This is a genomic window from Microcystis sp. LE19-41.2A, from assembly GCF_027530405.1.
GTDB lineage: Bacteria > Cyanobacteriota > Cyanobacteriia > Cyanobacteriales > Microcystaceae > Microcystis > Microcystis aeruginosa.
Genome location: NZ_JAPZQJ010000434.1, coordinates 17465 through 29361 on the forward strand (window position 1 = coordinate 17465; position 11897 = coordinate 29361).

16 protein-coding genes and 1 pseudogene are annotated in these 11897 nt (G+C 42.5%); 13 read left to right on the forward strand and 4 right to left on the reverse strand.

The genetic code is table 11. The annotated features are described in order from the left end of the window. From cphA to O9290_RS18515, 4 genes are all read left to right on the forward strand, one after another. On the forward strand, positions 1-2634 hold the full coding sequence (gene cphA / locus O9290_RS18500; protein ID WP_288087361.1) for a cyanophycin synthetase: 2634 nt from the start codon (positions 1-3) through the stop codon (positions 2632-2634). A gap of 117 nt (positions 2635-2751) precedes the next feature. Continuing rightward, positions 2752-3453: a DUF488 domain-containing protein gene (locus tag O9290_RS18505; protein WP_061433144.1), complete on the forward strand. Its 702-nt coding sequence runs from the start codon at positions 2752-2754 to the stop codon at positions 3451-3453. Then, positions 3389-3835, forward strand: a complete 447-nt coding sequence (locus O9290_RS18510; protein ID WP_002804177.1) for a DUF488 domain-containing protein — start codon at positions 3389-3391, stop codon at positions 3833-3835. Before O9290_RS18505 ends, O9290_RS18510 begins: the two co-directional genes overlap by 65 nt. Continuing rightward, positions 3805-4497, forward strand: coding sequence for a dual OB domain-containing protein (locus O9290_RS18515; RefSeq protein WP_061433145.1), 693 nt, complete (start codon positions 3805-3807; stop codon positions 4495-4497). The genes O9290_RS18510 and O9290_RS18515 overlap by 31 nt, the downstream gene beginning before the upstream one ends. Before the next feature lie 86 nt (positions 4498-4583). Here the strand turns inward: O9290_RS18515 and O9290_RS18520 are convergent, their stop codons facing one another. From O9290_RS18520 to rpaB, 3 genes are all read right to left on the reverse strand, one after another. After that, entirely contained in the window at positions 4584-4769 is a 186-nt protein-coding gene (locus O9290_RS18520) for a hypothetical protein (protein ID WP_061433146.1), read from the reverse strand. Between the two features lie 144 nt (positions 4770-4913). Continuing rightward, positions 4914-5555: a cofactor assembly of complex C subunit B gene (locus O9290_RS18525; RefSeq protein WP_287971709.1), complete on the reverse strand. Its 642-nt coding sequence runs from the start codon at positions 5553-5555 to the stop codon at positions 4914-4916. 9 nt (positions 5556-5564) lie between these two features. Further along, positions 5565-6293 carry a response regulator transcription factor RpaB gene (gene rpaB / locus O9290_RS18530; RefSeq protein WP_002781934.1) on the reverse strand — a complete coding sequence of 243 codons (729 nt, stop codon included), beginning with the start codon at positions 6291-6293 and terminating at the stop codon, positions 5565-5567. Positions 6294-6526: 233 nt separating this feature from the next. On the opposite strand from rpaB, the gene radA reads away from it, so the two are divergent. The 8 genes from radA to O9290_RS18570 all read left to right on the forward strand — a co-directional run bounded on the left by radA (position 6527) and on the right by O9290_RS18570 (position 11522). Beyond that, on the forward strand, positions 6527-8053 hold the full coding sequence (gene radA, locus O9290_RS18535; protein WP_004266763.1) for a DNA repair protein RadA: 1527 nt from the start codon (positions 6527-6529) through the stop codon (positions 8051-8053). A gap of 45 nt (positions 8054-8098) precedes the next feature. Then, positions 8099-8200 carry a cytochrome b6-f complex subunit PetL gene (gene petL, locus O9290_RS18540; RefSeq protein WP_002791324.1) on the forward strand — a complete coding sequence of 34 codons (102 nt, stop codon included), beginning with the start codon at positions 8099-8101 and terminating at the stop codon, positions 8198-8200. A 72-nt stretch (positions 8201-8272) separates the two neighbouring features. After that, a complete protein-coding gene (locus O9290_RS18545) occupies positions 8273-8728 on the forward strand; it encodes a DUF29 domain-containing protein (RefSeq protein WP_149986180.1) in 456 nt (151 codons plus the stop codon). 12 nt (positions 8729-8740) lie between these two features. Beyond that, positions 8741-9196 (forward strand): DUF29 domain-containing protein, encoded by a 456-nt coding sequence (locus tag O9290_RS18550; RefSeq protein WP_288056385.1) that lies wholly within the window; start codon positions 8741-8743, stop codon positions 9194-9196. Positions 9197-9207: 11 nt separating this feature from the next. Continuing rightward, complete coding sequence (locus O9290_RS18555; RefSeq protein WP_004266761.1) at positions 9208-9663, forward strand: DUF29 domain-containing protein; 456 nt, start codon at positions 9208-9210, stop codon at positions 9661-9663. Positions 9664-9674: 11 nt separating this feature from the next. Next, the gene (locus O9290_RS18560) at positions 9675-10130 is read left to right on the forward strand and encodes a DUF29 domain-containing protein (protein WP_147072336.1); all 456 of its coding nucleotides are present in this window, start codon (positions 9675-9677) and stop codon (positions 10128-10130) included. An 11-nt stretch (positions 10131-10141) separates the two neighbouring features. After that, positions 10142-10600, forward strand: a complete 459-nt coding sequence (locus tag O9290_RS18565; protein WP_288059647.1) for a DUF29 domain-containing protein — start codon at positions 10142-10144, stop codon at positions 10598-10600. Further along, positions 10593-11522: a lysylphosphatidylglycerol synthase transmembrane domain-containing protein gene (locus O9290_RS18570; RefSeq protein WP_288059645.1), complete on the forward strand. Its 930-nt coding sequence runs from the start codon at positions 10593-10595 to the stop codon at positions 11520-11522. The genes O9290_RS18565 and O9290_RS18570 overlap by 8 nt, the downstream gene beginning before the upstream one ends. A 92-nt stretch (positions 11523-11614) precedes the next feature. Here O9290_RS18570 and O9290_RS18575 read toward each other — a convergent pair whose 3' ends face one another. Continuing rightward, on the reverse strand, positions 11615-11758 hold the full coding sequence (locus O9290_RS18575; RefSeq protein WP_004266758.1) for a hypothetical protein: 144 nt from the start codon (positions 11756-11758) through the stop codon (positions 11615-11617). Positions 11759-11787: 29 nt separating this feature from the next. On the opposite strand from O9290_RS18575, the pseudogene O9290_RS28555 reads away from it, so the two are divergent. Beyond that, positions 11788-11897: pseudogene (locus O9290_RS28555) on the forward strand (Uma2 family endonuclease); the annotation flags it as partial.

Sequence of the window (11897 nt, forward strand, 5' to 3'; positions counted from 1 at the left end):
ATGAAAATTCTCAGAACCCAAACCCTGCGCGGTCCCAACTACTGGAGTATTCGTCGCGACAAGCTCATTGTTATGCGTCTGGATCTCGAAGATCTCGCAGAGAAGCCATCGAATGAAATCCCCGGCTTTTACGAGGGATTAATCGACGTTCTGCCCAGTTTAGTCGAACATTACTGCTCCCCCGGTTATCGCGGCGGTTTCTTTGAACGAGTCCGCACTGGTACTTATATGGGCCACATTATCGAACATATCGCCCTAGAATTGCAGGAACTGGCGGGAACTCCCGTCGGGTTTGGTCGCACTAGAGCCACCTCCACCCCCGGAGTCTATAACGTGGTGTTTGAGTACGTTGACGAGCAAGCGGGACGTTATGCGGGTCGGGCTGCCGTGCGTTTGTGTCAATCAATTGTCGATACGGGAACCTATCCTCAGGAAGAATTGGCCCAGGATTTAGCCGATTTACGCGATTTATGCAATAATGCTGCCCTTGGTCCGAGTACCGAAACCATCGTCAAAGAAGCACAAGCTAGAAATATCCCCTGGTTACTCCTGAGCGCTCGTTCCATGGTGCAGTTGGGCTATGGCGTTCACCAAAAGCGCATTCAAGCCACTTTAAGCAGTTTTTCGGGGATTTTAGCCGTTGAGTTGGCCTGTGACAAGGAAGGCACGAAAACTATCCTCAAGGATGGTGGCATTCCCGTCCCCCGGGGTACGGTGATTCAATACTTGGATGAGTTGTCAGCGGCAATCGAGGAAGTGGGAGGGTTTCCCATCGTGATTAAACCCCTCGATGGCAACCACGGCCGGGGTATCAGCATCGACATCAAAAATCAACAGGAAGCAGAGGAAGCCTATGATCTAGCCAGTGCCGCCTCGAAAACCCGCAGCGTGATCGTAGAAAGGTATTATAAAGGCAGTGATCACCGAATTTTAGTCATAAACGGCAAAGTCGCCGCCGTGGCCGAACGGATTCCCGCTCACGTCGTCGGTGATGGGCGCTCAACTGTAGAAGAATTAATCGAAATTACTAATCAAGATCCCAACCGGGGTGACGGTCATGCCAACGTTTTAACTAAAATAACTATTGACAAAACCGCCCTTAATGTGCTAGAGAAACAGGGCTATGAATTGACCAGCATTTTAGCCCACGGAGAGATCGCCTATCTGCGGGCCACGGCTAATTTAAGCACCGGCGGCATCGCTGTGGATCGTACCGACGAAATTCACCCCGAAAACGTCTGGATCGCCCAAAGAGTGGCAAAATTAATCGGTTTGGACATTGCCGGGATCGATGTGGTGACAGATGATATCCGCAAACCCCTGAAAGAAGTGGACGGGGTAATCGTAGAAGTCAACGCCGCCCCCGGTTTTCGGATGCACGTCGCCCCCAGTCGCGGTTTACCCCGCAATATCGCCGCCCCAGTTATCGATATGTTATTCCCCCCCGGGACTCCCAGTCGCGTGCCAATTCTGGCGATTACGGGAACTAACGGCAAAACCACCACTAGCCGCTTAATTTCTCATATTTGCCGACAAACGGGGAAAGTAGTCGGATTTACCACGACGGACGGCGTATATATCGATGATTATCTGGTAGAAAAGGGCGATAACACCGGTCCCTACAGTGCCAGTATGATTTTGAAGGATCCCACGGTGGAGATTGCCGTGTTAGAAACGGCCCGGGGTGGTATCCTGCGATCGGGTTTAGCCTTTAATCAGTGCGATGTGGGGGTGGTCTTAAATGTGGCCGCCGACCATTTGGGTATCGGTGATATCGACACCATCGAACAAATGGCGAAGGTAAAAAGCGTTGTGGCCGAGGTGGTTAGCGCCGAGGGTTACGCGGTTTTAAATGCCGATGACCCCTTGACCGCTAGTATGGCCGAAAAAGTCAAGGGAAGAGTCGCTTATTTTTCCATGAGTCCCGATAACCCGATTATTCACGACCATATCCGTCGGGGTGGCATGGCCGCCATCTATGAGAATGGCTATCTGTCGATTCTAGAGGGAGAATGGACGCTGAGAATCGAGGAAGCGGTCAATATTCCCGTGACTATGCAGGGAATGGCTCCTTTTATGATTGCTAACGCCTTGGCCGCCTGTTTAGCCACTTTTGTGCAGGGTATCGATATCGAGTTAATTCGCCAAGGGGTGCGGACCTTTAAACCTTCCGTGGCCCAGACCCCCGGCAGGATGAACCTGTTTGACTTGGGACACCATCACGCTTTAATCGATTATGCCCATAATCCCGCCGGATACGAAGCCGTCGGCGGTTTTGTCGGCAATTGGTCCGGGGAAAAAGTCGGCGTGGTCGGGGGACCTGGCGATCGACGTGATGATGATTTAATTTTATTAGGGAAATTATCGGCGCTTATGTTCGATCGAATTATTGTTAAGGAAGATAACGATACTCGCGGTCGCCGCCGGGGGGAAGTGGCCGATTTAATTCTCAGGGGAATTAGCCAAGAAAATGCCAGTTTGCGGCCGGAAGTTATTCTCGATGAAACGGAAGCTTTAGAGAAGGCTTTAAGTACGGTTTCTGAGGGTGGTTTAGTGGTAATTTTCCCCGAAAGTGTCACCCAGGCGATCGATTTGATCGAAAAACATCGACCCGTTACCGATAACCAGGGTTAGAAGTTGGGATATTCTGCCTATAGAGTCACTTCTGGCCCGATGGCCTGTTCCCCTCTCTAGGCAATCGTTGATCTACAATGATTATTGTAGGCTTTCATCGAAGGAATAATAATATTGATGCAGTTATTCACCATCGGCCACTCTAATCACGAAATTGCCTCATTTATGCTTCTACTTAAGAAGCATAATATAACTGCCCTTGCTGATGTTCGTTCTCATCCTTATAGCCGATTTCTCAAGCATTTTAATCAGTCAATATTGTCAAATGCTTTAAAAAGTGAAGGCATTTACTATGTGTTTTTGGGCAAGGAATTAGGAGCCAGACCGAGCAGCCAAGAATGTTATGTCAATGGTCAAGCTTTATACGAAAAAATTGCGAAAACATCTGCTTTTAATCATGGAATTGAACGAATTTTACAGGGAGTGAAAAAACATCGAATTGCCCTTATGTGTGCGGAGAAAGACCCGATTGAATGTCATAGAGCGATTCTGGTTTGTCAACATCTACGTCATTGCGATTTAGATATTTATCATATTCTCAAAAATGGTGACTTGGAATCTCATGACCATCTGGAAGAAAGAATGCTGTTTAAACATAGTTTGACCGATTTTTCAGCAAGTAGTCAAAAAGAAATTCAGCTTTCTTTATTTGTCGAGCCAAATAGCAATCTTCTCACAAAAGCAGAATGTTTGGAGAAAGCTTATAAGCTTCAGGGTGATGCAATTGCTTATATAGAAACAAGTGGTAATCAAGATGAACAGGACAATCAATCTCTTTACAATCGGCTTTACTCAAAAGACTGCACAGAAGTTCTTTGATGACTTACAAAAAGCTGGTGTTAAGAGAGTTATAGATACTCGTTTAAATAATGTTTCCCAGTTAGCAGGATTTAGTAAAAAAGCTGACCTAGAATATTTTTTAAAAGTCATCGGTGGCATTGACTATGTTCATGTTTTAGACTTAGCTCCAACTCAAGATATTCTTGATGAATATAAAAAGAAAAAAGTTGATTGGACAATATACGAACAAAAATTTAGACAACTTATTAGTAGCCGGAGGATTGAAACAAAAGTTTCTCCAGATGTAATTAATAACGCTTGTTTACTCTGTAGTGAGGCAAAACCTCATAATTGTCACCGTCGTTTAGTGGCGGAATATTTAAAGGAGAAATGGGGGAATATCAATATATGTCATCTCTGAAAAAAATTGTCTGTCTTGCTAATTCATGGAAATTAAATGAACGCTGTATCGCTGGAATTGATATTAGTTCAGGAAATTGGGTTCGTCCTGTGTGTGATTCTCTTTATCCAGAAGATGGCAGGGTTCCACGATCAGTTAGACTAATTTCTGATAAAGAACCAAAAGTTTTAGATATTCTCGAAATTCCCCTTGCTGATACTGGCAATGATTTTGGGTTTGAATCGGAAAATCTTTCCGTTTTACCCGGTGAATGGAAATGTGTAGGTAGATTCAATATCAATGATTTGGGAAAGTATTGTAGAACCCCAACAAAAATACTGCACAATTCAATTAAATATGTTAATCCTTCTTATTTGAAAAACCTTAATTTCAATCAACGTTATACTCTCCAGTTGATTCATGTGCAGAGTTTTAGAGTATATCAAAAAGAAAATTCAAAAGGAAATTTTGAGTGGCGTGGCACAATTACAACAGCGAATGGTAACAGTTTGACAGAAGCAAAGATAACTGATCCCGTATTTGTCGAGAAATTAAATACAGGCTATCAACCTCAGCAAAACTGTTTTGTTACCGTCAGTCTTAGTCTGCCTTGGGTCTCTTCGGCAAATTGGGAAGGAGAAGCTCCCTGCTGGAAATTAATAGCAGCTGTAATTGAATTATAGGAATTACGGCTAGACAACTTTTTTATAGGTTGTTTGCTCGAAAAAATCTCTGTTCGTGAAATTTTCAGAGCTATGAACAGTGGAGTTTAACAGACTGAAGTGGGCGGGGTAAATCCCCAGTATTCTACCAGTAAATTTAGCATAAATGCTGGAGCGATCAAGGGAAAATAAACTGGTAGAATCTGAATAGAAGTGGTTACTTTGGCGATCGCTAATACTGCATCGAAATTTTCGCCGCGGGTAATCAAGCGATCAAAAGTAGATGAATTCATGGGGAGATTCTTAGATGTTCGCCGCCGATACTCAAGCAATTCTCTTGCTTTGTGCCAATTTTGGACAAAATCGCCCTACAACCAGATATGAAGATTGCTAAACTGGATTCTTGGCATCTTTTTTCCCTACTCAACTGAAATCGTCTAAAACTGACTGAAAGTGTCGGCTAATTTATCAGCAATTCCCTCGATCCAAATTTCATCTTGTTTAGTATAACTGCGCGGCGCATTGGCGGCCAAAATTAACACCCCTTCCTTACCGATGGGTTGACAGATTAAGCCTTGGGTGTTTTCTGGCAAATAGTCAAACTCGATTTTAGCGGGATATAAATTTAAATTAACTAAATAAACGGCTTTACCGGTTTCTAAAACTCTTTTAATAATATTACTAACTTTAACTTCAGAATTCTGGCTTAAGATACCGCGACGTAATAAAACTTCTCCCCGATAATAAACGATCAGAGATTTTGTCACGGTGTTGGTTAAAAGTAAATGGGAAGCCCAAGCAAGCTCAATTTTAACCTGTTCTGGCAAATCTGGGGCAAATTCCAGGCCTTCGCGCCCGATTAATTCCACAGCATCCGGTAAGCGGGGTTGAACTCTTTGCCAGATTAAACCCACCAAAATTAAAACCCCACTCAAAATCACTCCCATCACATCGGAACGCGCTTGCGATGGGGTTAAATCGGCAGTGGCAAAACGATTAAACATTAATACCGTACCCCCGACGATGCCGGCGAACAGGGGTAACAGTCTTAAAATACGATTGGGATCAGCTTGTGCCATAGCTGAGAACTATTCCTCGTCTGGTTCTAGAATACGTTGAAAAAGATAGCCTGTACCTCTAGCGGTGAGAATTAACTCAGGATTGCTGGGATCATCCTCTAATTTGGCTCGTAAACGCGAAATATGCACATCTACCACCCGCGTATCCACATGACGTTCGGGGGTATAACCCCAAACTTCCTGAAGGATTTCCGAGCGCGAAAAAGCTTCTCCCGAGCGACTGACCAATAATTCTAGTAAACTAAATTCCATACCGGTCAGACGGATGCGTTCATCCCCCTTATAAACTTGGCGTTTATTGGTATCGATTTTAATGGAACCGATATGAATCACACCGGAACTGGGAATCCCCGGGGCGCCATTTTTCTCTACCCGACGCAACACCGAACGAATCCGCGCCTCGAGTTCTTTGGGAGAAAAAGGTTTAACTACATAGTCATCGGCACCCAATTCTAATCCGGTAATTCGATCGGCCACATCCCCCAAAGCCGTTAACATAATGATAGGAATATCCGATTCTTTGCGGAGTTCCTGACAGACACCGTAACCGTCTAATTTCGGCATCATCACATCCAAAACCACTAAATCGGGTTCGGCGGTGCGGAAGGTTTCTAAAGCTTCCTCGCCGTCGGCGGCGGTGACGACTTCATAACCAATCATCGACAAACGAGTCTCTAAGATACGACGGATGCTGGCTTCATCATCAACAACGAGAATTTTTTCCTTCTGGTTCTCCAACTGAATTAACACTCCTTAGTTAAATAGTGTGATGAATTTTAAAGTTAAATAACGAGCGTTCCTGTTTATAGAATATCCTTTTGCCGTTATCATTAAGCCTAAATTTCCTATTTTATTTCTTTTATGGCAATTATCAATAACTTTATGGTCTTCCTTCCCCCCTATCATACTTAATTAAATTTGACAAGAGAATTGATCCCCAAACCGCTTTTCTTCAACTTTTCTTAAAAAACATGGCGAAATCGCGAACAATATATATCTGTAGTGCTTGTGGGGCGGAATCTCCCCAATGGTTGGGAAAATGCCCCAGTTGTGACACCTACGGGACGCTAGAAGAACAAGTGATGGCTGGTGGCAATAATCCGGCGGTAAATCGCCCAGGATGGCAAAATAGTCGCCCAAATAACGGCAAAGGGCAACGCAACCCCCAACCGCGCATCTCGGTGCGCTTCTCGGAAATTACCCAGTATGAACAGGAACGTTTTCCCTCCGGTTACGGGGAATTCGATCGCGTTCTCGGTGGTGGCATTGTCCCCGGTTCTCTTGTACTAATCGGCGGCGATCCGGGCATCGGCAAATCAACGCTTTTACTGCAAGTTACCAACCAACTCGCCCAAAGATTACCGCGCATCCTCTACGTTTCCGCCGAAGAATCGGGACAACAGATTAAACTGCGGGCTGCCCGTTTGGGGGTGGGAGTGGTTGCCGTGGAGTCGGAAAATAACGGCAATGGCAAGGAGAAAAAAGCCTCTGAATCAACCTCAGAACTCGATAATCATCTCTATGTTCTGCCAGAAACCGATTTAGAGGAAATTTTGCGAGAATTAGAATCTCTACGCCCACAGGTGGCGGTAATTGACAGTATTCAAACTCTTTATTTTGGGGCCTTAACTTCCGCACCGGGATCTGTCGCCCAAGTTCGCGAATGTACCTCCGCCTTGATGCAGGTGGCAAAACGGGAGAATATTACTTTATTGATTGTCGGTCATGTTACTAAAGAAGGGGCGATCGCCGGTCCGCGAGTTTTGGAACATTTGGTCGATACGGTGTTATATTTTGAAGGCGATCGCTATGCTTCCCATCGTCTCTTAAGATCCGTGAAAAACCGTTTTGGGGCAACCCATGAGATCGGTATTTTCGAGATGGTGGATCACGGTTTGGTGGAAGTGGAAAACCCCTCAGAATTGTTTTTAGGCAATCGCGACGAATTTTCCCCCGGTACGGCGACGGTGGTAGCCTGTGAAGGTACACGCCCGATTGTGGTGGAGTTACAGGCATTAGTTAGCCCCACCAGCTACGCTTCCCCGCGAAGATCGACCACGGGCATAGAATACAACCGATTACAGCAAATTCTCGCCGTTTTAGAAAAGCGCGTCGGCATTCCTTTATCGAAATTAGATGCCTATGTTGCCTCCGCAGGAGGGTTGGGAGTGGAAGAACCGGCGGCGGATCTGGGAGTTGCGATCGCTGTTGTCGCCAGTTTTCGCGATCGAGTCGTGGATCCGCGCACAGTCTTAATCGGGGAAGTGGGATTAGGCGGACAAGTCCGCTTAGTGTCGCAAATGGAACTAAGATTAAAAGAAGCGGCTAAATTGGGCTTTAAACGGGCGATTGTCCCTAGAGGTCAAGTTTATCCCGAAGATGTGGGCTTAGAAATTGTTCCAGTCGGCAAGGTAATCGAGGCAATTGTCGCCGCAATCCCCCCCCAGCAGCGCTTTGGGGAAGATATAGAAGACGAGGAAGGGGAAGGGCAAGAATAACGGTACAATGCTAAAAAAGATTAAATTACTTGGGAGATTTTCACCATGTCTGTGTTAGCTGTTGCTGCTTTGGCGGGTTATCTGATCGTTTTTACCGGAATTGCCCTCGGTCTCTTTTTCGGTCTGCGCGCCGCTAAAATTATCTAGTATATAAACAGTAAAAAAGCTTTAGTGATCGGTTTAACTGGTCACTATTGCCAATTCTAGGGGAGATAAAAAATGACTGTTATTCTAGACTTAAAAACTCTCTACGAAATTGATGATTCTCTCTGGTTAGAAGAAACTATCGAACTGCTCAAGGCTAAAAATTTTGAAGCGCTAGACTTAGAAAACTTGCTCGAGGAGTTAGAAGACTTGGGAAACGAGAAAAAGTTTCGTGTTGCTAGTTTTTTACAGCAAATTATTAGACATTGTTTATTATTACAATTTTGGACAAGTGAAAGAGAATATAATCAGGCTCATTGGCGTTCAGAAATTATCAATTTTAAAGATGAACTTAATACTTATTTGACGACTAATTTAAGAAATTATCTAGAACATAATTTGGCAACTATTTATGAAAAAGCCCTTCGCTATCTTCGTCAAAAAACCGATAATAAAGTCAACTTTCCCGATACTTGTCCCTACAGTTTAGAAGAACTGCTCGCTCCTAATTGGCTACCACCTTACAAATAAAGGAGATAAAAAATGACTGTTATTCCCGACTTAAAAACTCTCTACGAAATTGATGATTCTCTCTGGTTAGAAGAAACCATTGAACTGCTCAAGGCGAAAAAATTTGACGCTTTAGATTTAGAAAACTTGATCGAGGAGTTAGAAGACTTGGGAAACGATAAGAAGTTTCGTATTGCTAGTTTTTTACAGCAAATTATTAGACATTGTTTATTATTACAATTTTGGACAAGTGAAAGAAAATATAATCAAGCTCATTGGCAAGCAGAGATAGTCAGTTTTCAATATCAGTTAAAGCGCTATTTAACTACAAATCTTCGCAAATATCTAGAACAGGAATTTGAGCAAATTTACTTTGAGTCCGTGCGATATGTTCGTCAAAAAACTGATAATAAAGTCAACTTTCCTGATATTTGTCCCTACAGTTTAGAAGAACTTCTCGATCCTAATTGGCTACCACCTTACGAATAAAGGAGATGATAATGACTGTTATTCCCGACTTAAAAACTCTCTACGAGATTGATGATTCCCTCTGGTTGGAAGAAACTATCGAACTCTTAAAAGCGAAGAGATTTGACGCTTTAGATTTAGAAAACTTAATCGAGGAATTAGAAGATTTGGGTAACGAAAAAAAGTTTCGTGTTGCTAGTTTTTTACAGCAAATTATTAGACATTGTTTACTCCTACAGTTTTGGACAGAGGAAAGAGCATATAATCAGGATCACTGGGAGTTAGAAATAGTCAACTTTCAAATTCAGCTAAAAAGACGCTTAACCACCAATCTCCGTAATTATTTACAAAATGAATTAACTAATATTTATGAAGATGCAGTTTTCTTGGTGCGGAAAAAGACAAAAAATAAAGTTACTTTCCCTAATACTTGTCCCTACAGTTTAGAAGAACTTCTCGATCCTAATTGGCTACCACCATACGAATAAAGGAGATGATAATGACTGTTATTCCCGACTTAAAAACTCTCTACGAAATTGATGATTCCCTCTGGTTGGAAGAAACTATCGAACTCTTAAAAGCGAAGAGATTTGACGCTTTAGATTTAGATAATTTAATCGAGGAGTTAGAAGATTTGGGTAACGAAAAAAAGTTTCGTGTTGCTAGTTTTTTACAGCAAATTATTCGTCATGCTTTGTTACTGCAATTTTGGACAAGGGAAAGAGAATATAATCAAAGTCATTGGGAATCAGAACTGGTAAATTTTCAAGATCAATTAAATACCTACCTAACGGCAAGTTTACGGAAATATTTAGAACAAGAATTTGATAATATTTATCAGAAGGCAATCCGTTATGTGAGAAAAAAGACAACAAATCAAGTTACTTTCCCTAATACTTGTCCCTACAGTTTAGAAGAACTTCTCGATCCTAATTGGCTACCACCTTACGAATAAAGGAGATGATAATGACTGTTATTCCCGACTTAAAAATTCTCTACGAAATTGATGATTCCCTCTGGTTGGAAGAAACTATCGAACTCTTAAAAGCGAAGAGATTTGACGCTTTAGACTTAGAAAACTTAATCGAGGAGTTAGAAGACTTGGGAAACGAAAAAAAGTTTCGTGTTGCCAGTTTTTTACAGCAAATTATTCGTCATGCTTTGTTACTGCAATTTTGGAGAAGTGAAAGAGAATATAATCCTAGTCATTGGCGTTCAGAAATCGTCAATTTCAAAAACCAGATCGACACTTATTTAACTACTAATCCCCGCAATTATCTCACTCAAGAATTACCTCGTATTTACCAGAAAGCCTTAAATTATGTTAGAGAAAAAACTGATAATCAAGTTAGTTTTCCTGGGGAATGTCCCTACAGTTTAGAAAATCTCCTTGATCTCGATTGGTTCCCTCCAGAAAATGAATAAAGGAAAAAACGAAATGCTGAAAAAGTTTATACGTTGGCTGATTATTGGGGGAACCTTATTTTTTGTTCTCAGTAACCTTAAAAATAACTGGGATAACGTCACCTCAGTTAGAATTGAAAATCATGGTTGGTTATTTCTTTTCTTGGCACTTGTAACCACCGTTATCGCTCAAATTTGGGCAGGATGGGTGTGGACATGGATACTCAAAAGCTATCAACAACCGATTAAAACCTCCGCAGGAATTGGCATCTATATGATTACCAATTTAGGAAAATATCTACCCGGTAATATCGGTCACTTTTATGCTCGCATCGTGGCAATTAATAAAGCAGGAAGTGATTGGGGAACCGCTAGTTTAAGCGTTTTATTAGAACTTTTATTGCTGGTGTGTGCAGCCTTAGCCATAGCAGTTATTGGTAGTGGTTTAGGTTGGATGAAATCTAGCTCAAGTCTAGGGATACAGATATTAGTTTTAGGATTAATTTTAATCGGCATTCATCCCAAATTTTTAAATTATCCTCTGAAAATCCTTAGCCAAAAGAAAAAGATTGCTCAAGAACCTGTTTATCTAACTAAATATCCTCTCGTCCCTCTCTTGGGTGAAACTGGATTTTTATTGTGGCGCGGTGCGGGTTTTATTTTAGCTTGGATGGTATTAAAAATGATTACCCCCGCTCAGATTTTACCCCTCTTAGGAACCTTTAGTTTTGCTTGGTTATTGGGTTTAGTTGTCCCCGGAGCGCCGGGAGGATTAGGAGTTTTTGAAGCTACAGTGATCGCACTTTTAGACACAGAAAACTTTCCCGCCGCTAACGTACTTATCACCGTTGCTATCTATCGTTTAATTAGCATTCTCTCCGAAGTCATTGCCGCCGGAATCGGGACAAAATTAGTTAAAGATAAAGCCAAGTTTTTTAGTTAGCTTAAGAATATTATTCGGGTGTGTTAGCCCAATGTAACGCACCCAGAAGAAAAGTTTTGATCATTGTTAAGCGAAGATAATTTTCTCAACTCCTATCTATCTCCTGACTTGAAAGAGGGTGTGGGGTGTGGGGTGTAGGGAAGGAAACCTCTTTCATCTGTGGGGGTGAAAAATTTTTCATCGGGACTGACTCCTAAATTCTGATGTAACATAGGATCAATAATCAGCAAAAACATGGATACTCCCACCTAGAGAGGCCGAAAAAATGACGATTGCCAAAAGCGACGAAACTGCCACCTCTCCGGCACTGATAGAAGAAGATTTCGAGGACTTCTGGGAACCCCCCCCACCCCCCACAGACTTAATTTTTGATGA